General features: G+C 65.0%; 24 protein-coding genes. 19 read left to right on the top strand and 5 right to left on the bottom strand.

The genetic code is table 11. The features are described from left to right. Positions 1–121 precede the first annotated feature (121 nt). A complete protein-coding gene (locus tag LFT45_RS22600) occupies positions 122–787 on the bottom strand; it encodes a helicase associated domain-containing protein (RefSeq protein WP_236809637.1) in 666 nt (221 codons plus the stop codon). A 647-nt stretch (positions 788–1434) separates the two neighbouring features. Between LFT45_RS22600 and LFT45_RS22595 the strand changes: the two genes are divergently transcribed. The 11 genes from LFT45_RS22595 (at position 1435) to LFT45_RS22545 (ending at position 10772) form a co-directional block, all read left to right on the top strand. Further along, on the top strand, positions 1435–1866 hold the full coding sequence (locus LFT45_RS22595) for a hypothetical protein (protein WP_236809636.1): 432 nt from the start codon (positions 1435–1437) through the stop codon (positions 1864–1866). Between the two features lie 75 nt (positions 1867–1941). Beyond that, complete coding sequence (locus LFT45_RS22590) at positions 1942–2292, top strand: hypothetical protein (RefSeq protein WP_236809635.1); 351 nt, start codon at positions 1942–1944, stop codon at positions 2290–2292. A 602-nt stretch (positions 2293–2894) separates the two neighbouring features. Continuing rightward, positions 2895–3875, top strand: coding sequence for a DUF4192 family protein (locus tag LFT45_RS22585; RefSeq protein WP_236809634.1), 981 nt, complete (start codon positions 2895–2897; stop codon positions 3873–3875). 184 nt (positions 3876–4059) lie between these two features. Then, positions 4060–4209 (top strand): hypothetical protein, encoded by a 150-nt coding sequence (locus LFT45_RS22580; RefSeq protein ID WP_236809632.1) that lies wholly within the window; start codon positions 4060–4062, stop codon positions 4207–4209. A 612-nt stretch (positions 4210–4821) separates the two neighbouring features. Next, positions 4822–5730: a DNA-processing protein DprA gene (gene dprA, locus LFT45_RS22575; RefSeq protein WP_236809630.1), complete on the top strand. Its 909-nt coding sequence runs from the start codon at positions 4822–4824 to the stop codon at positions 5728–5730. A gap of 324 nt (positions 5731–6054) precedes the next feature. Further along, positions 6055–6225: a hypothetical protein gene (locus tag LFT45_RS22570; protein ID WP_236809621.1), complete on the top strand. Its 171-nt coding sequence runs from the start codon at positions 6055–6057 to the stop codon at positions 6223–6225. Between the two features lie 549 nt (positions 6226–6774). Beyond that, a complete protein-coding gene (locus LFT45_RS22565) occupies positions 6775–8121 on the top strand; it encodes a ParB/RepB/Spo0J family partition protein (RefSeq protein WP_236809619.1) in 1347 nt (448 codons plus the stop codon). 1127 nt (positions 8122–9248) lie between these two features. Beyond that, positions 9249–9524 carry a glutaredoxin family protein gene (locus LFT45_RS22560; RefSeq protein ID WP_236809617.1) on the top strand — a complete coding sequence of 92 codons (276 nt, stop codon included), beginning with the start codon at positions 9249–9251 and terminating at the stop codon, positions 9522–9524. After that, positions 9521–9724, top strand: a complete 204-nt coding sequence (locus LFT45_RS22555; RefSeq protein WP_236809616.1) for a hypothetical protein — start codon at positions 9521–9523, stop codon at positions 9722–9724. The genes LFT45_RS22560 and LFT45_RS22555 overlap by 4 nt, the downstream gene beginning before the upstream one ends. Before the next feature lie 76 nt (positions 9725–9800). Beyond that, the gene (gene ssb / locus LFT45_RS22550; protein WP_236809614.1) at positions 9801–10442 is read left to right on the top strand and encodes a single-stranded DNA-binding protein; all 642 of its coding nucleotides are present in this window, start codon (positions 9801–9803) and stop codon (positions 10440–10442) included. A gap of 36 nt (positions 10443–10478) precedes the next feature. Then, entirely contained in the window at positions 10479–10772 is a 294-nt protein-coding gene (locus LFT45_RS22545; protein WP_236809612.1) for a ParB family protein, read from the top strand. Between the two features lie 360 nt (positions 10773–11132). On the opposite strand, the gene LFT45_RS22540 is transcribed toward LFT45_RS22545, so the two are convergent. Continuing rightward, a complete protein-coding gene (locus LFT45_RS22540; RefSeq protein WP_236809610.1) occupies positions 11133–11558 on the bottom strand; it encodes a hypothetical protein in 426 nt (141 codons plus the stop codon). A gap of 432 nt (positions 11559–11990) precedes the next feature. On the opposite strand from LFT45_RS22540, the gene mobF reads away from it, so the two are divergent. Together mobF and LFT45_RS22525 are read left to right on the top strand one after the other, a co-directional pair. Next, positions 11991–16463 (top strand): MobF family relaxase, encoded by a 4473-nt coding sequence (gene mobF / locus LFT45_RS23310; RefSeq protein WP_272912851.1) that lies wholly within the window; start codon positions 11991–11993, stop codon positions 16461–16463. A 5-nt stretch (positions 16464–16468) separates the two neighbouring features. Next, a complete protein-coding gene (locus LFT45_RS22525; RefSeq protein ID WP_236809609.1) occupies positions 16469–16945 on the top strand; it encodes an N-acetyltransferase in 477 nt (158 codons plus the stop codon). Between the two features lie 276 nt (positions 16946–17221). Here the strand turns inward: LFT45_RS22525 and LFT45_RS22520 are convergent, their stop codons facing one another. Continuing rightward, positions 17222–17947, bottom strand: coding sequence for a hypothetical protein (locus LFT45_RS22520; protein WP_236809607.1), 726 nt, complete (start codon positions 17945–17947; stop codon positions 17222–17224). A gap of 83 nt (positions 17948–18030) precedes the next feature. On the opposite strand from LFT45_RS22520, the gene LFT45_RS22515 reads away from it, so the two are divergent. Together LFT45_RS22515 and LFT45_RS22510 are read left to right on the top strand one after the other, a co-directional pair. Then, a complete protein-coding gene (locus LFT45_RS22515) occupies positions 18031–18309 on the top strand; it encodes a helix-turn-helix domain-containing protein (RefSeq protein ID WP_236809605.1) in 279 nt (92 codons plus the stop codon). Between the two features lie 139 nt (positions 18310–18448). Then, positions 18449–18673, top strand: coding sequence for a hypothetical protein (locus LFT45_RS22510; RefSeq protein ID WP_236809604.1), 225 nt, complete (start codon positions 18449–18451; stop codon positions 18671–18673). Positions 18674–18784: 111 nt separating this feature from the next. On the opposite strand, the gene LFT45_RS22505 is transcribed toward LFT45_RS22510, so the two are convergent. After that, positions 18785–19522, bottom strand: coding sequence for a hypothetical protein (locus tag LFT45_RS22505; RefSeq protein ID WP_236809603.1), 738 nt, complete (start codon positions 19520–19522; stop codon positions 18785–18787). A gap of 23 nt (positions 19523–19545) precedes the next feature. After that, positions 19546–19929, bottom strand: coding sequence for a hypothetical protein (locus LFT45_RS22500; protein ID WP_236809602.1), 384 nt, complete (start codon positions 19927–19929; stop codon positions 19546–19548). Positions 19930–20298: 369 nt separating this feature from the next. Here LFT45_RS22500 and LFT45_RS22495 point away from each other — a divergent pair, with 369 nt between their 5' ends. The 4 genes from LFT45_RS22495 to LFT45_RS22480 are packed head-to-tail and all read left to right on the top strand — an operon-like array spanning position 20299 to position 23660. After that, positions 20299–21261 (top strand): nucleotidyltransferase domain-containing protein, encoded by a 963-nt coding sequence (locus LFT45_RS22495; protein ID WP_236809601.1) that lies wholly within the window; start codon positions 20299–20301, stop codon positions 21259–21261. Then, complete coding sequence (locus LFT45_RS22490; protein ID WP_236809599.1) at positions 21258–21854, top strand: hypothetical protein; 597 nt, start codon at positions 21258–21260, stop codon at positions 21852–21854. Before LFT45_RS22495 ends, LFT45_RS22490 begins: the two co-directional genes overlap by 4 nt. Further along, on the top strand, positions 21829–23139 hold the full coding sequence (locus LFT45_RS22485; protein ID WP_236809597.1) for a HesA/MoeB/ThiF family protein: 1311 nt from the start codon (positions 21829–21831) through the stop codon (positions 23137–23139). The genes LFT45_RS22490 and LFT45_RS22485 overlap by 26 nt, the downstream gene beginning before the upstream one ends. Further along, positions 23136–23660, top strand: coding sequence for a Mov34/MPN/PAD-1 family protein (locus tag LFT45_RS22480; protein WP_236809595.1), 525 nt, complete (start codon positions 23136–23138; stop codon positions 23658–23660). Before LFT45_RS22485 ends, LFT45_RS22480 begins: the two co-directional genes overlap by 4 nt.

The raw sequence follows: 23660 nt of genomic DNA, 5'->3' as shown, positions 1-23660 counted from the left end.
GGACGGGTTGCACGCCAATGGGGACAGCTTTGAGCTGTGCGGAGGGCTCCACCTGCCCCCAATGGGCACAACCCGCCCACCCGCCAGGGGTGGTCTGTGCTGTCCGTGGGGGAAGTCGCGGTTACACCGTGCCGGTGCGGGGTTTGCGGCCGCGTTGCCGGCCGGAGCGCCAGCCCGGCAGCACCTCATCCAGCGCGCCTGCCTTGGCCGGCTCAAGTTCGCCGCGGCGTGCCTTTTGGCGCTGGACGTGCAGCCAGACGCCGAGGTCGTGTTCTTCCCCGGCCACGACGGACTTGTGCCGGGGCCAGTCGTGCCCGGCCGCCCGGTACCGTACCAGGGCGGCGAGCCGGTCCTGCCATCTGGCCTCATCGGCCACGGACCGCGGTGGCCGTTGCCATTCGGGGAGGTCGGCCAGCCCATCACGGTAGGCGGGTGCGAGTGTCCCGGCAGCGGCGTCGCGGCGGCGCCGCTCCAACCACGACGCCAGCCTCCGCTCATCCGCATCTTTGGCGGTGCGGGAAGGATACCGCCCGGTCTCCCGGACCAGGGCCACGAACTGGCGCATCCGCGCCAGCCCCTGCCCGCTCACCTGCATTGGCGGTGGGCCTGCGGCTTTCTCGTGGGCGGCCTGCAGCCCTGGGTCCATTCCAAGTGCCACGGACAGGTGGTAGCCGACCGTCGCGGCCGGCGCCCGGGTGAGCGCGGCGATCCGGGAGCGGGTCAGCCCGCCCCGGTACATCAGCACCCACTCCGCGTTCGGAGCCCGAGTACGCCGCCTGGTCGTCACGGCACCATCCTGCCACCCGCACCGCTCAACGACCTGCCGCGAAGTCCATCCTGCATGGCGTGCACGCGCGCATGGGGCCGCCCCTTTCCGCCGGGGCCGGGGTGCATGGGGGACAGCCCGGGCCCCGGGGTCAGGGCCGGCAGGCTTTGCCCGTGACTGCGGCCCGGTGGGGATGAGACAACTCTGTCTCGCCAACCTTGGGGAAAGCACGGATCGCCTTGGGAGTCCATTGGCCGTCGGCTGGGATCAAGGACATGCTCGCAGGGCTCGCATCCATGCGGGCGTCCGCTGGCGCGGCCGGCTGTCGGGGTCCAGTGCCGGCTCCGCAGGGCTCCGCAGTCCCTGAACCCTGTTGTTCACGTCTTCGACGTTTTTTGGCTGCTGTCCTTCGGATCGTACGTGCCCGCTCCGTCCCGTCTAGCCCCTCCGTTCCTCCGGGGCCTGCGCCCCGGAAAAGTCTTCTCCGGCGCTCCTTCGTCGCTGATTTCCTCCGAAGATTTTCCGTGTCTTGCCCTCACGGGTAGACGGGACTCCACGGGCACAGCTCCGCAAGCTTCGCCAGCAGCCAAAAAACAACGGGGGGAGAGGGGAGCTGGCCGGTCACCTGAGCCGCCCCACACCCCCACGTCTCTGCAAGGACAAAAACCATGACCGCAGTAAGCAATAAGACCGTGACCCTCGCGGACACCGGGGAAACCATCGACGGCGTGACCGTGCTGGGTGATTACCACATGAACGGTGGCTACGACTGGATGGAACTGATCGAAGAGCACGGCTGGGCCGTGCTCTCCAGCTGGGGCTGTGACGGCTGGGACCTGGGCCAATGGCCCTATGTCATGGTCGCCGTTACCCGCACCGCTGACAGCATCGGCAACCTGTTCGGCATCGCGACCTACTGCGAGGGTGACGTGACGTGCACCTACTTCCGGACGAAAGCCCGCCTGTGGGACGCGATCACGGAGCAGGCATTTTTCCACTGGAAGAACGGGCAGGCCCAAGGCCCGGCAGACCTGCCGGAGGCCGCCGCCGAACTGCCGAGCCGGTACCGGATGCCCTACGTCGTGCGGGATGCCGCCTAACCAACACAAACAGGCGCTGTACTGCCCGGCCGGTGCCGGGCAGTACAGCGCCCACAACTTCACAGGAGCCAGCACATGAGCAACGACACCGCCAGCCCCAAGGGCATCACCGCCCTGATCTACCGTGACGCTCCGGGCGCGGACTTCTCGAACCGGGGCATCTCTGCCAGCGTCATGGAAGTAACCGTCATTGGCGAGGGCATCGACCCGGTTTTCGAGGCCACTGAGGAACGACCCGCCGTCCGGCTCGTCAAAAACGAGCACCCACACCGCGAGACCGTGGTCCACGCGGAGCCGGTCGCCCCGGAAGGTGAACCCGCTCCGTGGTACATGTTCGGCGGCACGTTCATCTTCAGCAGTGACGGCCGGTTCCGCCGCGCGGCCGGGCACTACGGAGCCGTCCCGCTGCACGACCGCCGCGAATAGGGCCGCCGGTGGCCGGTCTTTCGGGGCCGGTCACCGCGGGCGGTCCACCGTCGTGGCCGGCTTTCGCTGGTGGTCGCCCGCGGCGGACCGCCAATCCCGCAGTAATCAGGTGCCGGGCGGCGGCCGCCGGCGGCAAGCCCGGGCCGGCAGTCTCGTTGGGTTGTCCGTGGCCCGGAGCGAAAGGCAGGCTCGCAAGGGCTCGCCCTGGTTTCCGCTGCGCTCCAACCAGTTGAAGGGCGTCCGCTGGCGCGGCCGGCTGTCGGGGTCCAGTGCCGGCTCCGCAGGGCTCCGCCGTCCCTGAACCCTGTTGTTCACGTCTTCGACGTTTTTTGGCTGCTGTCCTTCGGATCGTACGTGCCCGCTCCGTCCCGTCTAGCCCCTCCGTTCCTCCGGGGCCTGCGCCCCGGAAAAGTCTTCTCCGGCGCTCCTTCGTCGCTGATTTCCTCCGAAGATTTTCCGTGTCTTGCCCTCACGGGTAGACGGGACTCCACGGGCACAGCTCCGCAAGCTTCGCCAGCAGCCAAAAAACAACGGGGGGAGAGGGGAGCTGGCCGGTCACCTGAACCGCCCCACACCCCCACGTCTCTGCAAGGACAAAAACCATGAACGAAAAACTGACCATCACCGGATCCGCTGACCTTCTCGCCACCGTCCCGCACCTGCTGGGCAACCAGCCCAAGGAGTCCTTCGTCGTGCTGACGACACGTCTCGGATCGCTGGGGGCAAGCCTCCGCATGGACGCACCGGCAGAGGCCGCACCACTGCACTACGCCCAAATGATGGCGACCTACGCGGCCAACGACGAGAAGGCCACCGGCAGCTACGTGATCGTCTACACCGACGAGAAACCAGCCTACGGCTTCCCCTACGCCGCCCACGTCCTCGCACTCAGCAACGAGCTGGCCACCGCGCGGATGCCCGTCAAAAAGGTCTTCCTGGTGACGGGGACCTACTGGGCGACCTACGGCACCACGGAGAAGAACTCACTGAACGAAATCCGCGACAGCAACGCCAACGTCACCCTGACCTACTTCGGGTCCGCCCCCGACATCGACGTCTACAACCCGGAACTGCTGGGCACGTGGGCGCTTCCGGTGCAGGCGCCCGAAGGCACCGACGAGGACCTGAACGCCGCCTGCGCGACATGGGCGACCGTGCTCGACGACGAAGGTACGCCGGACAAGGAAACCGCCCGCCAGCTGGCCGCAGCATTCCAGCACCGCCACATCCGCGACTACCTGTTCCGCGACACCATCACCACGCACAACGGCAACTTTGGCGACACGCTCACCGGAAAGTTCACCGGCCGCCCCGACTGGGACCGCATCGACCGCGCCGAAGCCATTGCCTTCGACCTTATGAAGGTCGTACCCACCGGACAGCGGGCCCCCATGCTGGCCCTCATGGGCTGGCTGGAATGGCTCAAAGGCCGCGGAACCCAGGCCGACCGCTACCTGAAACTGGCCACCGAGGACGTTTCTGACTTCCGGCTCGCCGTGCTGCTGCGGGAACTCATCAACCGCGGAGCCGTCGCAGACGTCGCCCGCGACGAGGGCACTTCCTACCAGCGCCGCCTGATCTAGGACACTCGAGGCCGGGACGGATCACCATCAAGGTATCCGCCCCGGCCTTCCTGGTGGCGGGGCGGCCTCCCCCGCTGGCGCTCCTCCGGCCGCCGACGACGCTGGCGCGGGCGCAGCCACACCCAGTCAACGGCCAGAATCCTGGGCTACAGTGGGCACAGACGCCACAAACGGGAGGGACGCCGTGGGAACCGAATACATCTTGACCGACGACGACAAGCCAGCCGCTGACGCCAGCCTGGCCGAGGACATCATTGAGCTGCAGCTCCTCACGGCCGGCGAAAAGACGGGCCCGATGGACGTGGCGCACGCCCAGGAACACCACAACTTCTAAGCCCGACGCAGCGACGCTGCTGCGCTCCCTTGCAGAGGAAACAGGAAGAGCCGGCACCATGTGCCGGCTCTTCCTGTCTGTGCGCCAGGGTTCACCAAACCAGTGCATCGGTGTACCGTGCGGGTGAGAAGGGGCCGCCGTGGACGCACGGTCGATGGAGAGGATTGACTTCCGACCGCATCGTATGGGCCTCTTCTCCCGTGTAAAGACGGCCCCGACCTTCGCTGCGCTTCGGCCAGTTGATGGGCGTCCGCTGGCGCGGCCGGCTGTTGGGTCCAGTGCCGGCTCCGCAGGGCTCCGCCGTCCCCGGACCTGTTCCACGTCTTCGACGTTTTTTGGCTGCTGTCCTTCGGATTGTACGTACCCGCGGAGGCCGATCCAGCCCCGGCTCCGCAAGCTCCACCGGCGCCCGCGGGCGGGAAACTTTGCTCCGGCGCTCCTGCGTCGCTTATTTCCTCCGCAAACTCTCCCGCCCTTGCCCAAGGGTAGATCGGCCTCCACGGGCACAGCTCCGCAAGCTCCGCCAGCAGCCAAAAAACAACGGGGGAGAAGGGGGAGCTGGCCGGTCACCTTGATCGCCCCACACCCCACGTCTCTGCAAGGACAAAAACCATGAACGATCGCATTGCACGCGCAGCCCTGACCCGCCTGTTCGAACCCCACGACACCGTCGGGCGCACCCTTGTGGGCAGGCTCGGCGCGTACGCCGCGCTGCGGCTGGCCACCGGCGCCCAACCCGCCCACACCCTCCCGGACATGACGGGCGAGGAACTGGCCGACGCGCTGAAGCGCTGGGCACCCCGGGTACTTGATCTGGACCCGGAGAAGGACCTGGCTACCATCGAAGGCCTGGGCGGCGGTTTCCTGATCCCCGGCGATGAGCACTGGCCTACCGGCCTGGACGACCTCCCGGACGCGCCCCTAGGCCTCTGGTACCGGGGCAACATCGCCATCGGAATCCCCGACCCGTCCAACTGCGCGGCACTGGCAGGCTCCCGCGACTGTACAAGTTACGGCGCGGCCGTCACCGCCGACATCGCCCATAGCCTGGCCCAGCGCGGCATCTGCGTCATCGCAGGACTCGCCTACGGCATCGACGCCCACGCCCACCGCGCCGCACTGGCCGGAGCCACCGGAGACGGACCGGCCACCATCGCCGTCCTCGCCGGAGGCCTGGACCGCGACTACCCGTCAGGCAACGCCGACCTCGCGGCCGCCATCCGCGCCACCGGACTCACGCTCTCCGAGCTGCCCCCGGGATCCGCGCCAACCCGGCACCGCTTTTTGCAAAGAAATCGCCTGATTGCAGCCCTCGCCGGAGTGACCTGCGTCGTGGAGGCACGTTGGCGCTCCGGTGCGCTGACCACCGCCCACCACGCCGAAACCATCGCCCGGCACGTCGCCGCCGTACCCGGCAGCGTCCACAGCGCCAACTCCGCAGGATGCCACCGGCTCCTCAGGGAAGGCGGGGCCGTGCTGGTGACCGACGCGGCCGAACTGACCGAACTGCTCGCCAGCTAAACCCACCGGGGTGGCCGGTCCTTCGGGGCCGGTCACCGCGGGCGGTCCGCCGCCGCTGGCCGGCCCGGGTGCGTGGTTGCCGGCGGCGGACCGCCCATCACGCCCCAGTGCCGCGGTTGAAGGGCTGCCGTCGGCGGCCAGCCAAGACAAGCGTGTCAGCGGGGCCGGATACGATGCACCAAGACGACAAAGGAAGAGAACCGGCAGATGAAACCGATGCACCCACCAGCTGCGGAAAGAGCTGATCGTTTGACCAAAGCAGAGAACCACAGGAAAGCACGGAACCTCGCCTGATCGGGAGTCATTCTCCTGTTCGTGGGAGCCATGCTGGCTCCGAGCAACTGGGGCCCCGCGGTGGGGATCGACGGGGCGGGCATCTTCGCCCTCGGAACAGCGCTGCATAACACCAGACAAAGAGGCGGACGCATCCTCCAGGTCGTAGGCGCAGCCGTGATCATCGCCGGGATAGCCCTCACCATCACGGAAATCCTGTAGTCCTCCCAACACTGGAAGGACCACAGCGGCTCCTCGCGGCCGTCATGAAGATTGACTGCAGGAGGACCGCCCCCCCGGGGCCGGTCCTCCTCTGCGTTCGGCCGGCCTCCTCTGCGATAAGTGGGCACGCCCGCAGGGTTTGCACTGGTTTCCGCTGCGCTGCAACCAGGGATCGGGCGCCCACTCCGCTTCGCTCCGTGGCCGGCTGTTGGGTCCAGTGCCGGCTCCGCAGGGCTCCGCCGACCCTGGCCCAGTGTGTCTACGACGTTTTTTGGCTGCTGTCCTTCGGATTCTAAGTGTCCGCTCCGGCCTGTCGAGCCCCGGTTCCGCAGGCTCCACCGGGGCCTGCGGCCCGCTGAATCGGCTCCGGCGCTCCTTCGTCGCTTATTTCCTCCGCAGATTCCACGGTCCTTGCCCAAGGGTAGACAGGCCTCCGTCGGCCACAGCTCCGCAAGCTCCGCCAGCAGCCAAAAAACAACGGGGGAGAAGGGGAGCTGGCCGGTCACCAGTACCGCCCCGCACCCCCACGTCTCTGCAAGGACAAAAACCATGAACGCAACACCCACGCTTGAAATGCTCGACCCGGCAACCCTGACCGTCGACATCAACGTCCGGAAGGACGCCGCCCTGACCTCCGATTTCATCGCTAGCATCGCCGAACACGGCGTCATGGAACCCGTGATCGCCCACCGCAAGGACGACGGAACCGTGCACGTCCTGATGGGCCAGCGCCGCACCCGCGCCGCCGTCGAAGCCGGACGGCCCCTGATCCCGGTGATGATCATCGACAGCCCGGAAGAGGCCGAACGCATCGTGACCCAGGTGGTGGAGAACATCCAGCGCGCCGAGCTGACCGAAGCCGACGAAGCCGACGCCTACCACCAGCTGTCCCTGATCGGAGTCTCGGCCGCCGCGATCGCCAAGAAGACCGGCCGAACCAGGACCACCGTCGAGTCCGCCCTCAAGGCCAAGTCCACCGACACCGGAGCCGCCGCCCTGGGCAAGGGATACACCATCGAAGAAGCCCTGATCCTCGCGGAATTCGAGTCAGATGGAGACGCCACGGCTGAGCTCGAATCGGTCATCATGGACGAACCCGACATGCTCCTGCACGTCACCCAGCAACTGCGCGACAAGCGCGACCGCGCCGCCGCACTGGCCACCCTCACCGCCGAGCTGGAAGCGGCCGGAACGATTGTTGTGCCCGAATGCGGCTACGGGGAGGACAGCGAAACCCTCCGCGTCACGTCCCTGAAAAGGGCAGACGGCGAACCGGCCACAGACGAGGACTCAAACGCCGTCTACATCGAGACGGACTATCGCGGCGGGCACTCCGCCGTCGCCGTCGTCACCGGCTGGAAAGAACTGGGCTTCACGCTCCGCTACTACAGCGGCTACGGCACATCATCGGCCCCGAAAGGGCCGATGACCGAGGAGCAGAAGGCCGAACGGAAGACCCTGATCGAGAACAACAAGCTGATGCAGTCCGCAACTGTGGTCCGCCGTGAATGGGTCAAGAACCTGCTGGCCAAGAAGCAGGCCCCCAAGGGCTGGCAGTATTTCACCGTCCATGCGATCACCCACCACGCCGAAACCGCCAGCGGATACGAGGGAAAAGTCGCCGCCGAGATGGTCGGGGTGAAGTTCGAAGAATCCAACCAGTGGGCGTGGAACCCGCTCAGGGACCACGTCGCCAAGACCACCGCACGGCCGGAATTCGCACTGATTGCGCTGATCTGCGCTGGATATGAAAAGACCATCCAAAAGGACTCGTGGCGCTCACCCAGCCAAACCCACCGGGACTACCTGAACCAGCTGGTCGCATGGGGATACACGGCATCCGAGACCGAATGCATCATCATTGACAGTGGCGAAAAGACGGAGACGGCCGGATAGACCTTGAGCCCTGTGCCGGGTGGCGGATCCCGAACCGCGCCCGGCACAGGCTCCCAGCCCAATCACCGCAGGAAGGCCCGGAACCTTCCAGAATTCGGGCGGTCCGCCGCCCAGGGCGAACCACAGCAACCACTCACCAGCGACGGCCCGCCGTCCTGCGCAGCAGACAGGATTCAGAGCAGGAGCCGCGCTCCAGCAATGAGGCTGGGAAGGAACGCGGCCATCACTTCAGCTAGACTGACCCATAGATTTCTTGCAGAGAAACCCGAAGGGAGCCGGCACATGCCGGTTCCCTTCCGGGTTAACCGGCGGCCAGGTTTCCAATGGTCCAAGACCACCACTTCAGGCTCACCTACTTGCCCGGGTGGGATTCTTCCAGCAGGGACGACACAGTCAGGAGTCGGGGCGGCTGGTCCGGGCACAGGAACCTGCACGTCGGGGAGCCTTCTACTGCGGCCGGGGGACTTTCTCTGGGGTGCTTCTCGTGTTGACCCAAACTCGCCAGACGCTGTGGGCACGCTACTTCCTCCAAGACCAGGGGGCCAGCTCGGCCCCAGGGCCGGGTGAGGCGTGTGCTTCCGGCGGCTAGACACGAATGGCCGCCCCTCGGCGTTGAAGCCGACCACACCCGCAGGTTGCCCACGGATCTCGGCGGCGTTGCCAATCAGAACCCGGGAATGACGACGGCGCAGAGGTGTTCTGACATTCTGTGCAGCCACCTTCTGAAACTGACAGGCTATGTCATTTTCAGGAGCTGACTGCACTGACTTTCCCGTGATTTCGAGGGTAGTGCAGACGACTTGTGAATCTTGGCTGCTCGCTACTCCTCTGCACTAACCTCGCTTCTGCTCGCTACTCCTGCACTGAGGTCACTTCTGCTTAGCACTCCGCCGGCCCATGGCTTAGTGCAGAGGACTTCTGACATTCAGTGCAGACGACTTCTGAAAATGACAGACAGGCTATTCGCCCCCAGCCGACGAACTTCGCACGAATAGAAAATTTTGGAGGCAAAATCCATAGAATAAAGGATGAAACCGCTGTTTATTCAGTTGAATAATTGCTAGAATGGAAGCAGAAAGTCAGCCAGAGAAACCTCGCCACAGTGATACGAAACCAAGGGACTGAAGATGACTCTCACCATTTACACCAAGCCCTCCGGATGCTTCGGCTGCACCAAGACCAAGCAGAAATTCGCGGAGGCCGGCCTCGCCTTCCGCGAAGTGGACATCACCACCAACCAGGCCGCGTTCGAGTACATCACCGAAGAACTCGGCTACACCCAGGCGCCCGTCGTCGTCTACGACAAAGACGGAACTGAAAACCACTGGGCCGGACTCAACCCGGCCAAGATCCACCAGGTCATCGCCATCGAAAAGACCCCTCAGGAAGGCGCAGCATCATGAGCATCCCGCAGGACATCATCCACCGCATCCTCACCGAGCAGGGCATCCCGGCCGAACTGCAGGCCGATGAAACACTCCGGGCTATCGCCGACAGCATCGCCCGGCTCGACGCCTTGCGGGACATCTACGGCGACCAGCTCAACACCCGGACCACCGAACTCCTGGACACGGACACCCCGGACCTCCCCGACGGGGACTAAAACAGGACGGGCGCCACCACCCCGGACACAACCACTACCCGCCGATACGCAACCAGCACGAGAAGGAACGAAACCAATGAGCGGCGAAACCAGCATCACGATCACCGGCAATCTCACCAACAACCCGGAACTCCGGTCCATACCGGTTTCCCGTGGGCTCGGTAAAACCGACGGAACTCCCGTCGCAAACTTCACCATCGCCTCGACGCCACGGGTGTTCGATTCGGCCACGCGTGAGTGGAAGGACGGGGAGACCTTGTTCCTCCGCGCGACGGCCTGGGGGAAACTGGGCGAACACGCCGCAGCCTCCCTGACCAAAGGATCCCGCGTCGTAGCCACCGGCGACCTGAAGCCGCGCAGCTACGAGACAAAGACAGGGGAGAAGCGCACCGTCATCGAATTCGAGATCGAGGAGATCGGCGTGTCCCTGAAACACGCAGCCGTTCCCCGTGAGTTCACGAAAGCCGAACCCGCGACGGCAGAAACCGCAGGATCTACACCCGCAGGAGTCGAAACCGCGGGAGCCGAAACCGGGAGTGGGGCGCCGTCCGGTGAGGACCCTGACGCGCCGGTCGCGGCGGGCCGGGCGGAGCGCCGGGCGCGTGAGTTCACGATCAGCCCCCGCCTTTACACCGGCGAGGATGTATGGTTCGGCAGGGACGCCAACCCGTCCGGCCGTGTCGAGCTGCCAGCCACGCCGGCCGTGCCCGAATGGTGAAAACGGGGACAGCGCATCAGCCGATGAAAGCGAAGCATGCCGATTCCTAAGAAGAATAAGACCGTCTCCCCGTACTTCACGGAAGAGGACGCCGACCAGATCCGGGCGGCCGTCGCGGCCGTCGGACAGTTCGAAGGCTATGCCTCGATCACTGACCTCGTTGAAGCAGCGACCCTGCGGGAGCTGCGGCGGCTGCAGCGCAAGTACAACAAGGGCAAGAAATGGCCCGGCGTCCCGGCGGGCCAGATGCGGCCGGGCCGGCGGACCCGCGAGGAGGAAAGCCAACGCCACCAGGACCGCCAGCAACCACGCGCATCACCAAATCCCTAAAAGCCCTGCTGATGTTCGGGCGCACGGCACGGGAAGTGCCGCCGGTATGCAGCACAATGCAACCAGTGCCAAGACACGATGGGACACCCTCGCGCCGTCCGGACAGCACGTCCCCACCGACGAAGACACACCCCTGGCACGGGGCCCTGGCCGAAGACTGGCCGGGCTGCAGCGGCCGGCAGCCGGCCGGATCGACACCGGCACCGCCCGGGACCATCACGACTTTAGACGCGCCCCCGCAGCAACGAGGCTGCCCCATAAAGTTCCTTCATCGAAGGAAAACCAGAAGAGGCTGGCACAACGCCGGCCTCTTCAGCTTTAACCCGGACGACTAAGCCACCGGACAAACAGATGGCGCCCTTAGGCGGCCTGCTCCTCCACCGGTTCGACGGCCGGCTCCGCGGCCGGTCCGCTTGTTGGTTCCCCGGCTGGTTCAGTGGTTTCCTCGTCCTGCGGGGTGAGGAGGTCGAGCATCCTTTTGACCTCGGCGCCGGTCAGCCCGAGCCGGGCGGCAACGGCGGCCCTGGCTTCGCCGGCGGCCAGCATCGCCTGGACTTTCTCTGCCGCGGCGCGGACGGCGCTCTCGGCCTCAGCTTCTGCCTTCGCCAACAGGGCGTCGGCCTTCTGCCTGGCGTCGGAGCGGATGACGTCGGCCTGCTCCTGCTGTTCGAAGAACTCCGCGGCCAGATCGATCAGTTTCTCGTGACGTTCGGTCAACTCCCGCGCCTTGGTCCGGGCCTTCTCGCGGGCCGCGAGCTGCTGCGCTGATTTTCGTGGTGCTGCCATGGTGTGGGTCCCCCCTTGGGTCATCCGCGGACCAGACCCCGGCTGGTGCCGGGCCCAGGGTCCGCGGCCGGCGGCGCGCCGCCGGATCGGTCCTCGCTTGCGCTCGGGCTGGTATCGCCCCGGGTTATCCCCACGTGGACAGCTCCGAGATAGCGACGGTCTCCGCTGCCCACCTGTGGATAACCCGGGGCGACGGTTCCACACAATCGAACGCACCGTGGATAACGAAAAAGCGCGTTACCCACCGCCCATTCTCATGTGCAGAACCGCATCAAAATCTTGATGGCCCGATCCTACCGGCTCCCGGCTTGTTCCATCGCGCTACCTCCTCCGTCGTGTCGCCGATTCCACAAGCCACAACCCGGCAATACCTGTCACACCTCATGCATCATCGACGAGTGAGGCCCCTGACCGGGTAGGCTGGCATCCGTGATGACCGTGCACAAGCTCAGTGCCGGCGACGGATACACGTACTACACCCGTGAAGTCGCCAGCGGCGATGAGCTGCGCGCAGGTGACCGTGCCCTGGGCGATTACTACACGGTGGACGGCAACCCACCCGGCCAATGGGGCGGCGGAGGCACCGCACATCTCGGTGTTTCGGGGGAGGTCACCGAGACACAGATGGCGGCACTTTTCGGCGAAGGGCTGCACCCCAACGCCGACGCCATGCTCGCCGCCAACCCCGGCGCGGACGTCCGGCTCGGCGCCCGCTACCCCCGTTACGGGCAGAAAGACAACGAACTCAAAGCCCGCGTCGACCGGGCACTCGGGGACTACCAGCGGATGAACCACCGCGAACCGGATGCCGACACGCGCCGGGTCATCCGGATGAAGGAAGGCGCCCAATACTTCCGCGAACTCAACGGCCGCAACCCCGCCGACAAGGAAGAACTCGGCCGTTTCGTCACCGCGCACACCAAACCCGGATCCCAGGCCGTCGCCGGATACGACCTCGTCTTCGCTCCCGCGAAGTCAGCCTCCGTGCTGTGGGCCATCGGCGGCGATGAGGCACGGCAACAGATCGAAGCCGCCCACCACGAGGCCATTGACGAGACCATGCAATACCTCGAACGGGAAGCCACGTACACCCGGCGGGGACGCAACGGCGTCCGCCAGGAAGACGTCGACGGCGGACTGATCTACACCACGTTCCGGCACTACGACTCCCGCAACGGAGACCCCCAACTGCACGACCACGTCGTCGTCTCCAACAAGGTCCTCGGCGCCGACGGGAAATGGTCATCCCTGGACGGGCGGTTGCTGTACCAGTTCAACGTGGCCGCCTCCGAGCACTACAACCGCACCGTCATGGAGAAGATCTGCACCCGCCTCGGCGTCGGACTCGTGGAGCGGAAAGTCGCCGGTGACCGGCCGGTGATCGAGATCGCCGGCGTCGACGTCGCCGCCATCGAAGCCGCCTCCTCCCGCCGCGAAGGCATCAAACCCGTCCTCGACCGGCTCGTCGCGGATTTCACCGACGACCACGGCTACGCCCCCAACACCAAGGCCATGATCGCCCTCGCCCAGCAGGCCACACTGGACACCCGGGCCGCCAAGAAAGAGGCACGCCAGCTCTCCGTCCTGGTGGGGGAGTGGACCGAAGAACTCGGGGCCATCCTCGGCGTCGAGACCGGCCCCGCCGCCGTTCAAAAGGCCCGCGCGCACCGCCACGACGCCCGGGCCAAGGCCGACGCGGTCGACCCGTTGTGGATGGTCGCGCACGCCGACGAGATCGACCCGGCCCAGGAAGCAGAAGCCGTCATCCACACCCTGGAACGGTCCCGGGGGGTCTGGGGAGAACACCACATTGACGCCGAAACCCGACGTCGGCTCGGCTCCCGCTTCGGCGAACTCCCCATCCCGCCGGCACTCCTGGAACAGGTCAAGGCACGCGCGATCGACCAGTTCTCCCTGCGCATCACGCCCGAAACCCCGGCCCCCGAAGTCGCGGCCCTGAGACTGAGGAACGGGGCGTCCAAGTACGGCAAGGCCCACTCCACCCTGTACACGTCCTCCGGGATCCTGCACAGCGAAGACCGGCTGCTGACCGCAGCGCAGCGCATCGTCATCCCCGCCGCGACCACCGAATCTTTCGACACGGCCCTCGCGAAACAGGACAAGAGATTCGACGCGGGCCAGCTGGCCATGGCCAAGGAATTCGCCTGCAGCGACCGCCTCCTCATGGTCGGTGTCGGCCCCGCCGGGGCCGGCAAAACCACCGCCCTCAAACTCGCCGCGGACACCGTTCGGGAAGCCGGCGGCCGGGTCATCGGCCTCGCCCCGACAGCCGTCGCCGCGGCGGTGATGGGCACTGAACTCGGTGCGAAGGCCACCACCATCGACTCTTTCGTCCGCGGCCACCAGACCGATGCGGAGCAGAAGGTCATCCCCGCCCCGGCCGATGTCATCATCATCGACGAGGCCGGCATGGTCGGCACCCAGATGTTCGCCGCCGTCGTCACCATCGCTGACCAGTACGGCGCCGTGGTCCGGGCTCTCGGCGATGACCAGCAGCTCTCCGCGGTCGGGTCCGGCGGCGCGCTGCGCCTGCTAAAAAACACCGTCGGTGCCGTTCATTTGGAAGACCTGCACCGTTTCCGCAACCCTGACGGCACACCCAACGACGCCGAAGCAGACGCCACCCTCGCCCTCCGCGAACCACCTACCCATGGGGAAGATGACCCGTGGGGTTTCTACCGGGACAACCGTCGCGTCGTCGGCGGCGACGCCGAAACCATGACCGCCCAGGTCTTCGCCGCATGGCAGCAGGACACCGAAAACGGCAAACACTCGATCATGATGGCCTTCGACAACGCCACCGTCACCGACCTCAACGCCCGCGCCCAGGCCTACCGGCTCGGCAACGGCACCCTCACCGACGGGCCGGCAGCCACCCTCCGGGACGGGCTCACCGCCCGGGCCGGGGACATCATTGTCACCCGCGAAAACAACCGCCGGCTCGCCACCAACCGGGGCAAAGACTTCGTGAAAAACAACGACGTCTGGACCGTCCGCGAAGTCCACCCCGACGGGTCACTGACCGTCCGCCACGACAACCACGCCGGCACCGTCACGCTCCCGGCCGAGTACGTGCGGGAGAAGACGATGCTCGGCTACGCGGCCACGATCCACCGCACCCAGGGCATCACCTGCGACACCACCCACGCCCTGATCAGCTCCAAACTCTCCCGCTCCCTGGCCTACGTCGCAGCCTCCCGCGGCCGGGAAACCAACCAGCTCTACGGCATCGTGGACGACGGCGAGACCCTCGACGACGTCCTGACCGCCGTGGCCGCCAACCACGACGGGAACCTCACCGCCCACGAACAAATGGACGCAGCCCGCGCCCAAGCCCGTTCCCTGCCGGAGATGTCCGAGGTGTACCGGGACATCGACCATCAGGCCAACGAACTGCGCATGGCCAACATCGCCCGCCGCGAACTCGGCGAAGGCACCGCAGGCAGGTTCGTTAAATCCAGTGCGTGGGGTGCGATCGCGACCCATCTCCGCGCCGCAGAGAACGACGGCTTCAACATTCCCAACCTGCTGGGTGACAGCGTCGGCGAAGGAGACTTCGACGCCTCCGATGACCCAGGTGCGGTGCTGGCGTGGCGGATCGTAGACCGGCTCGACCGGTGGCGGGCCCGCGCCGCGGACCCTGGGCACCGGCCTTTGGAATCAATGAGCGACGAGGCCCTGGCCCGGCTCGAACAGCGCGCCATCGGCGAGCTCATGCGCGCCAAGGCCGACTCCGCCAGGACCGCAGCCGCCGACGAGGTGGACCGGAAGGCGCTGGTGCGCGGCTGGAGGACCGAAAACAGGGGCACTCCCTGGCAGCGCCGCCTGCACGGGCACTTCACCGACGACGACCTGACCGCACGCATCAGCCTCGCGGAGCAGAAAACCCGCACCGATGCGACGATCAACGACCACGCCGCCGTCCGGAAAGCCCGCTGGCTGGCCTCATCCCTGCACAAGGAAAAGGCGCTGCGCGAGGCGATGCATCCCGAGGCCCGGGCCGATGAAGCCTACGAACGCGGAGCCGTCACCAACTACCGCCGCGAGGAAAACGCCACCAGGGCGCAGGCCGCCGCCCAGATCCAGCGGCGGATCCGCGCCGAAATTGAACTGCGCCGCCAGTTGCCGCAGCCCCTCGCCGCCAAACCCGCAGCGGACCAACTGCCGGCATGGCTCGCCCCGGACGATGTCGTCACGCACCCGGACACCCCGGCACTGTGGCGGAAAGAACTGCTGGCCCGCCGCGAACTCATGGCCACCGAAACCACACGGCTCGGCGCCCAGCTCGCAGCCGAACCCCCTGCCTGGGCAACAGCCCTCGGGCCCGTCCCCTCCGACCCGGCACGGCAGGAACAATGGCGCCAGCTCGCCGTCGAAATCTCCACCTACCGGGACACCTACCGGATCCCCGCCAGCGAACCACTGCCCCTCCCGGCACACCACCAGGTCAAGGGCGTCGGCGCGGAGCTCACGGCAAGGGTCACGGCCATGCACAAATACAGCGCCCAAACGGCCAAGGAACCCCTGGCACCCGCCGACGCGCCCCTCATGGCCGAAGCCGCACAAGTCGAAGCCGCCGTGAAGGAATCCCCGACACCCGCAGAGCAGGTCGTGGACCACCTCCAGGAAACGCGCGGCACCGAAGCCCAGCTCAGCCCCGCCCAGGAACGCGCCGAGCGCATCGCCGCACTCGCACGCAAGGTCCGCGAAAACCGCGCCAAGAACCAGCGCCTCGACGCCGACACCAGAAGCCCGGAAGCCGTCAGGGAAGCACTCGATCAGATCAAGGCTCGTCGCGCCCAGGAACAAGCCCGCCGCGACGAGACCCGCCGCACCGACGAGCCCACGCCCCGGCAGGACCGCGGCCCCGGCATCGGGCGGTGACAGTCGTGCCCTTTGGTCGAATCGGCCGCACGTGGTGGCGACTGCGCCACCAGCGGCACATCATCCTGCACCGGGGCAGCAGATCATTCGTGCTCACCGTGCCCCGGTCCCCGGTCGGAAACGTGTTCAACGGGACGCTGCACCCGCGCCCGCAGCTGCACGGGACTCGTGACGGTACATTCGGCGTCGGAGAGACCAGCGCCTATCTCGACTTCACGATCATCAGGGACCGGATCGGCAAGTTTCAGGGCATCGGAGTCCCGGACGAGTACCACCGGCAGGGATGGGCTACCGATATGGTCCGGGCACTAATGGACCATTACAGGGAAGTCCACTTCTACAACAGCGCACTCAACGAGATGTCAGGCCCGCTGTTCATGAAGCTACGCGCCGAAATGCCCGGCCGGATTGCGCCTATCCGGGTATACGAGGACGGCGGCTACGAAGTAGATACATCATGGCGGCCCGGGCAACCCGCCTAACCACGAGTCGGTTTCTTGAAGCCCGCGGGGGAGCCTTTTTAGTCTTTCCCGAAACTTGCACTCACGCTGTCGTCCACGCGGCGCGGTCAGGCCATGCCGGCCCCTCGCTGCGGGCGCATGTTTGAGAGGGGTGTTCCCAACACCCAGGAAGCCTGCCAGCCAACCGCTGGCAGGCTTCCCATGGTTACCTCGTGGTTCAGACCCAGGTCACCGGCACACTCCCGCTCGGGACGGAACACGCTCCCGAACAACGGCCCTGGGGCGGGTCGTGCCTGATCAGCGAACGAAGGCCGGAACGTGCGAGTGGTTGAACGGCTTGAACCAGTCTTCGAGACGCATCGGCGCGAAGCCGAGCTGCATGTTCAGTTCGACGTCGTCTTCGAAGCCGTCCATCGCGTTCTGGTACAGCAATTCGCTGTCGGGATCTTCCAGCAGGTGTTCTTCGACCTGGCCGCGCCAGCCGTCCGCCAGATTGAGCCCGTACAGGTCCTGGATCACTTCCACCTGGTCCAGCAGGCACCGCACCGCCAGCTCCTGGGCCACGCAGGACGGATGCGTCCAGCCGCGGACCAGCGCCGCCGCCATATCCGCGGCGATGACGAGGAAGCGTTGGGCGAACCGGACGTCGTACTTGTCGGCGTGCCGGGGCGGCAGCCCGGACAGGACGTAGGTTTCGGCGATGTCCCGCCGGGAGACTTCGTCCAGGCTGCGCAGCTCGGCGACGTCCTCGAAGAGCTGGTCGATCAGGACGGCCGAGGCCTCCCACAACGCCCCCGCCAGCAGCTTTGCCTGGAACAGGCTCCTGTCCCGCTGCTCCGGAGTCACCGATTCCATCCATTCAAGATCCCAGGCCTCCAGCGCGTGCCGTTCATCATCGCCAAGGTCCTCAGGCCGGGGCCGGTACCCCAACTGCTGCAGGCTGAGGCCGTTCAGCTCCTGGCCGCTCTGGATCAGGTACTCGACATAGTCCTCGTGCTCTTGGTCCTCGTGCTCTGGGATCATGGGCCCGATGCTACAGGGGATAGGCTGCTCCGGTGAGCGAAACGGATACCCCCGGCACGCCCCGGCCAGCTACGAAACCACTGATGCCGAGGGAACCAAAGAATCTGCCGGGGCCTTTGGCCAAGGAAGTCATCGAAGCGGTACGTCGGCACATGAGCCGGCAGGGGGTGTCCGGTCTGGAGCTGGCCAAGAGGATCGGCATCTCGCAGAACTACATCGCCAAGAGGCTCCGCCACGAGGCATCGTTCACCTTCAACGACGTCGAAAACATCGCCACCGCCCTCCGGATCCCGAGCGGACACCTGGTTCCGGGGGTGGGTAACGGCAACGGCGGACCCCCGGCGGTGACCCTGCTGCGGTAGTCTCCATCGCCGGACCAGCTAACCTGCGCGATGAAGGAACCTACCGAATGCCGGCCAGGATTGATGAACTGTTTGAGAGTCTGCCGCGGGTTCTGTCCTGACCGACCTGACCCGGATCCTGGGCAAAGACCGGACCACCGTGTACCGGTCGCTACGGAAGGGCGAGGTTCCCGCAGTCCTCATCGACACGACCTGGATCATCTACCGGGACGAAGTGAAGGACTACCGCCTGAGCAGGCACAACCAAGCCGGCGGCGCTGCACCGGTGCAAGACTCCGCTCCAGAGGACAACGATCCCGCCGACCTCGATGCCGGCGACACGAAAGAGCGGCACGAAACCCAGGACGAAACACCTTTGGCGTAGATTCCCCGGCCGCTGGCACCCTTAGTGCAATCCCCGTTTGCGAGGGATAAGAGGACGGGGCCAGCCCGTCTGGCATCAGATGCGACGCTGTGACTCACCGACCTGCAGTTGTCAGCGGCACTCCAGCCCATACAGGGCGAGTATGTAGTTGAGGTCGGTGTCGTTGCGGTGGATCTCGGTTTCGGCTTCGAGCTCGACGGGGTCGGGTCCGAGCCGGTCGTCCTGCCGGCGGAGCCAGTAGGCCCAGCAGAGACCGCCGCCGTATTTGGAGTGTGCGTGTACGCCGGCGGCGTAGTTTCCATCGTCCAGGACCTGTTCGCGTAGCCATTCCGCGATGGTTGTCGTCGCGTCGCGGTTCTCTCCGGCAAGGGTGGCCAAGGTGACGGCGGAGATGCCGAAGGCGTCGTCGAGCTGCTGCCCGAGGTGACGGTTCAGGGCGGCAATCGATTCGGCTGCGGTGAGGTCGATCCACCGGATCGGGCTGTTGATCCGTAACGTGTACATGAGGCGACCGTCGCGCCAGTTGGCCGGCAGCCAACCGGGAACCATGTTCCCGTTCCTGGTCCAGTCATCCTGGATCAGTTCGCGTGCCGCGTCGACGGAAATACCGAACTGGGCGGCCGCGAATGCCACGGCGTCGCGGAAGTCCTTCCCGACCCGGCCCATGGCCAGTGTCTCGGCATAGGCTGTTCGCCGGTCCCCGGCGAGGTACACGGTGGAACCGGGGGTATCGAAACGCGACCACGATGACCTGTCAACGGCTCCTGTGCTCCGCGGCAGCGGGTTCAGAGGTCCATAGGAGGATTTGGCGATCCTGTATCCGGTGACCGGCCCTTCAATGTAAGCCAAGCCGGTGCTGGAGCAGACTGCCGTCAACCGGAGAACCTGTCCTCGGTCATAGCTGCAGCGGCCGCCATGACGTCCTTGGCGCGCATCGCCTTGATGGCTTCGATGGGGGAGACCTCATCCAGCCAGGGATTCGCGCCGACAAACCACAACCTGGCGACATGTTCGCCCTCGATGCTCGAGACCGCGGTCCATGCGCGGTGGGCGAGCTGCAACCGAGCCTGCGCCTCCGGCCTCGGCTCAGGGCCGTCCGCGCGGGCCCACCTATAGCTGATCTTCGGGTCTTTGCTGCCCGCCAAGGCGGACACCAGTGTCGCACCCAGAGCGCTGTTGAGCTGGCGGACGATTTCACGGATGCCCAGGCGTGCTGTGCCGCTGTGGGTCGAGCCGACGTCAATCGAAATGCTCATGAGTCCTACGCTCCTTCCATTGCATCCCACTCTACCGAGTGCGCCACCAAATAGCTACGAAAAAACCACTATTTCACACCTGCAAAGCTACTGTCTTTTCTGATCTTTACCTGATGCCGGCGTAGGAGGTCCTTTGATGTCACAGTCGGCTGTCATGCTTGCCGTGTGAATTCACAATCCGATACTTGGAACGCTTGGGCGCAACTCGGCGAACAGTCTAAACGCAAACCGCGGGCACAAAACATCAACGCCGAGGGAGATTTTTGGGGCTAATTAGCCCATTTGAATGACAGTCATGTAATACTATATCTAGTAGCAATATCTTCAATGAGTACTACATGTAGTGTTATGAACGAAACGGGGACTTAAGTGAGCGTAACGGACGCCTTCAACGAATTTCAGGGCATCGTCAACGCTGACGTCCAGCAAGTGAAGGAAGCCCGCTCACGGCGGGACCTGTTCAAGGACGCTTTCATCCTGGAAAGCGACGTGGACGAAGTCATCTCGTCAGGTTCACTGGCACGAGGCACTCACAAGGCCCCAATCCACGATGTGGATGTAGTAATTGTCTACGACGGCGCTAAGCATCCAGACTGGGGCGAACCAGGCTCCTCGGCAGAGGACGCCCTGGATTACACACGCAGGCGCGTCAACGCTCTCCTCGGTGCCACCAACGGAACCTTCGATAAGGCGGTACGCCTCGCCAAGTGGCGTAACCACGCAGTCAAATGCTTCCTGGACGATCCCGATGACCCCAACGCGTTCACTGTCGACGCGATGCCAGCTCTCCGTCGTAACGGCATGCTGCTCATTCCGGAAGCAGCTTCAAAAGACTGGGTTCCCTGTAATCCGGAATATCTCATCAAGGCCGTAGCGGACAAACATGCAGAGTGGAGCAGCTACGCCGGCACCGTCCGGATGCTCAAATGGTGGGCATCCGAGCAGGACATCAAGATCAAATCACTGGTCATGGAGGTACTCGCCCTTCACTTCCTTCCGACAAGCCACACCCGACCAGTTGCCATCAAGCAGTTCTTCGTCAGTGCCCTGTACGCCATTGAGGGCGGCTACGAAATCGTTGACCCAGCTGGGATCTGCGGTCCCATCCAGTCAGATCTTGACTACGAGGAATTTGCGGAGTGCCTGCGGGCAGCGCGGGATGCAGCAATCCGCGCGTTCCAGGCACAAAACAACAACAACACCGCCGCCGCCGTTCAACACTGGGGGGAAGTCTTCGGAGACGACTTCCCCAAGCCTCCTGCTACCGGAAAGCCGCTTCCGGCCGTGGCTCCCGCCCTGCCTCGGACAGTGAAGGATACCCCTCAAGGATGACCAAGCTTCAAGCCGCGGACCCGATCTTTTGGCAAGATGCCGAGCCCGCCCGGCTGCAACGCGACCGCAAGGAAGTTGCTGAGTTCGCTCCCCATTTGCTGTACCAGGAGCCGGATGCATCGGACGGTGGGGAGCACATTCATGGCGGGTGGTTCGGGGAGCTGCCACTATGGCCGTTCGAAAGGCCCGAGCCGGAGGGCGTGAAGGAGCTGATCGGCACCAGCGGGCTAACGGTAGCGGTCATGTACTCCGCCGCCCATCCCATGGTCCCCCCGACTATATTCCCCGTCAGCGTCGAACCGACGCCCGAGGAAGAGACGCAATCGGCGTGGCATGTGGCACCAGGCGGTTCACTGTGCCTGCTCCAAAGCGACGGTGGTTGGCACCCCGAAGCCAGCATTACGGAATTGCTTGCCAAAGCCGCAGGCTGGCACGTCGAGTATGCCTTGATGAAACGCGGGGAGATCCAAGAAATGTCCGTGCGGGGCATCGTGATCGACTCGTCTTTCGATCACCTTGTTACCAAATACGGGCACGGTGGCCACGAGGTCCCGGAACCTCCTATGATTGAGGACTCTATTGTCAGAGACTGACCCATTCATAGTCCTCACACAGGACGCGGCAGCGAAGATCTCCAAGGCAAAGGGCACGTCCGGTCGGATTCGGATGCGCTTTGTTCCTTCCGAGGGCATGTACATCATCAGCGCAATTACGTCTTCCGCTGGGACGACACTTCCGGTGGACATTCCTGCAGAATACCGATCGCTGAACTGGGATGGTGAACGCTGCGACGGACAGTGGATGAGGAAACCACAGGACGGAATCAATGTTCTCCACCGGTACTACATCAATCGGACCAGCGGGACTTTGGACTACGACGGTTTCCGGAAGATGGTTCCAGGCATCTCCGATCCTGGCAATTATTCGCGCCTGCTGATCACACACGATCCGGATCTTTCCCCGGAGGCCGTCCAAGCTGGGGTCCACGAATACGCCGGGTGGAACGTGACACGGAACGGCGTCAGGCCCCTTCACATTGAAGTCGAGCCCAAGGTTGTGGGTCTCCAACAGCTTGCCGATCAATGGCCCATTGAACAGCTCTCGGCCAACTCCGTCATGGTCGTTGGGTGCGGCAGCATTGGCAGCGCAACGGCGGAAGCCCTGGCGGGCTACGGAGTAGGCCGTGTCCTCCTTATCGACCCTGACCGCTTCCTGTGGCACAACATGCTCCGACACACCTTGGGGCCCGAAAGCGTCGGCAGGCGCAAAGTGCACGCATTACGGGACCACCTGAAGTCCCAATGGCCCTTGCAAGACATAGAAGCACTTCCCCTTGACGTCGTCAGCCAAGCTCACCTGGTGCGCCCATTGATGGAGGACGTAAATCTGGTGATCTGTGCTGCCGATGGAATAGCTCCCCGTCGGGTAGTCAGTCACCTCGCCCGCCGAGCTGGAAAGCCGGCCATCCTGGCATGCGTCCTCGACAACGGGTCCATCGGCGAACTACTGCGACTTCGTCCTACGCCCCGGTTTGGGTGCCTTTTGTGCTTCCGTGCGCACCTCGATGCGTCTGGTGCCATGGACGCCGAGGCCGATCAGGAACTGGACTATGGCACGGGCCGGGTACACCAGCCCATGACCGCCGTGCCACCGGACTTGCGCCTTATGGGCACACTTGCGGCCAAGGCGGCCGTTGCCACGCTGCTTGAGTCCTTGCACGGAGACCACACCCAGGCCCTTCCTGGCGAACACGCTGTGATCGGATTAAGGCCTGACGGCGACCTTGCCCCGCCGTTTGACGCCAAAGCCGCGGCTGGGATCAGCTGGGCGTCCATCCCGCAGCCCAGGGAAAACTGTCCAACCTGTGGTGCGGCGTGAGCAACCCGGTTCAAAGGCCCGACGTCCGGATCATCCCGAAGGCGCTGATGATGATAGGGGAGGAGGCCATCCGTTCCCGCGACGGGCTGGAAACCGGGGGTATTCTGCTCGGCACCGACGACGGTCAGGAGATTGTCATCCGTCATGCGGGTGGCCCCGGCCCAAAAGCCCGTCGCGAATTCCACCGCTTCCTTCGCGACTTATCCCATGCCCAGCAGTTGGCCGAGCTGGCATGGAGGGAAGACCAAAGCCAATGGATAGGTGAATGGCACACTCACCCATCGGGTGACGTCACTCCGAGCAACTATGACCTCGAAGCCTACGCCCAACACCTGCATGACCCCGAACTGGGCTTCAAACGTTTCCTCACCATCATCGTCGGGATTACTCGGACGGATGAAATCACGGCGGTTGCGTGGATCGTTGACCAGGAAACCGCCCTTCCTGTACCCGTAGCCGTTGGTGATGACCGCGAAGGCACCCCAGCACCTCAATCCCCAGCCGACAAGGATAGGAAGTAA

It is taken from the genome of Arthrobacter sp. FW305-BF8, from assembly GCF_021789315.1.
In the GTDB taxonomy this organism is placed as follows: Bacteria; Actinomycetota; Actinomycetes; order Actinomycetales; family Micrococcaceae; genus Arthrobacter.
The sequence above is the reverse complement of the archived record's forward strand: the minus strand, read 5'-3'. Positions and strand labels throughout refer to the sequence as shown.

Coding starts and splice junctions, on each gene's coding strand:
- LFT45_RS22540 (WP_236809610.1), bottom strand. CDS start 11,558: ATGGCAGCACCACGAAAATCAGCGCAGCAGCTCGCGGCCCGCGAGAAG.
- LFT45_RS22520 (WP_236809607.1), bottom strand. CDS start 17,947: ATGATCCCAGAGCACGAGGACCAAGAGCACGAGGACTATGTCGAGTAC.
- LFT45_RS22500 (WP_236809602.1), bottom strand. CDS start 19,929: ATGAGCATTTCGATTGACGTCGGCTCGACCCACAGCGGCACAGCACGC.
- LFT45_RS22585 (WP_236809634.1), top strand. CDS start 2,895: ATGAACGAAAAACTGACCATCACCGGATCCGCTGACCTTCTCGCCACC.
- LFT45_RS22545 (WP_236809612.1), top strand. CDS start 10,479: ATGCCGATTCCTAAGAAGAATAAGACCGTCTCCCCGTACTTCACGGAA.
- LFT45_RS22590 (WP_236809635.1), top strand. CDS start 1,942: ATGAGCAACGACACCGCCAGCCCCAAGGGCATCACCGCCCTGATCTAC.
- mobF (WP_272912851.1), top strand. CDS start 11,991: ATGACCGTGCACAAGCTCAGTGCCGGCGACGGATACACGTACTACACC.
- dprA (WP_236809630.1), top strand. CDS start 4,822: ATGAACGATCGCATTGCACGCGCAGCCCTGACCCGCCTGTTCGAACCC.
- LFT45_RS22555 (WP_236809616.1), top strand. CDS start 9,521: ATGAGCATCCCGCAGGACATCATCCACCGCATCCTCACCGAGCAGGGC.
- LFT45_RS22490 (WP_236809599.1), top strand. CDS start 21,258: ATGACCAAGCTTCAAGCCGCGGACCCGATCTTTTGGCAAGATGCCGAG.
- LFT45_RS22595 (WP_236809636.1), top strand. CDS start 1,435: ATGACCGCAGTAAGCAATAAGACCGTGACCCTCGCGGACACCGGGGAA.
- LFT45_RS22570 (WP_236809621.1), top strand. CDS start 6,055: ATGCTGGCTCCGAGCAACTGGGGCCCCGCGGTGGGGATCGACGGGGCG.
- LFT45_RS22565 (WP_236809619.1), top strand. CDS start 6,775: ATGAACGCAACACCCACGCTTGAAATGCTCGACCCGGCAACCCTGACC.
- LFT45_RS22515 (WP_236809605.1), top strand. CDS start 18,031: ATGCCGAGGGAACCAAAGAATCTGCCGGGGCCTTTGGCCAAGGAAGTC.
- ssb (WP_236809614.1), top strand. CDS start 9,801: ATGAGCGGCGAAACCAGCATCACGATCACCGGCAATCTCACCAACAAC.
- LFT45_RS22560 (WP_236809617.1), top strand. CDS start 9,249: ATGACTCTCACCATTTACACCAAGCCCTCCGGATGCTTCGGCTGCACC.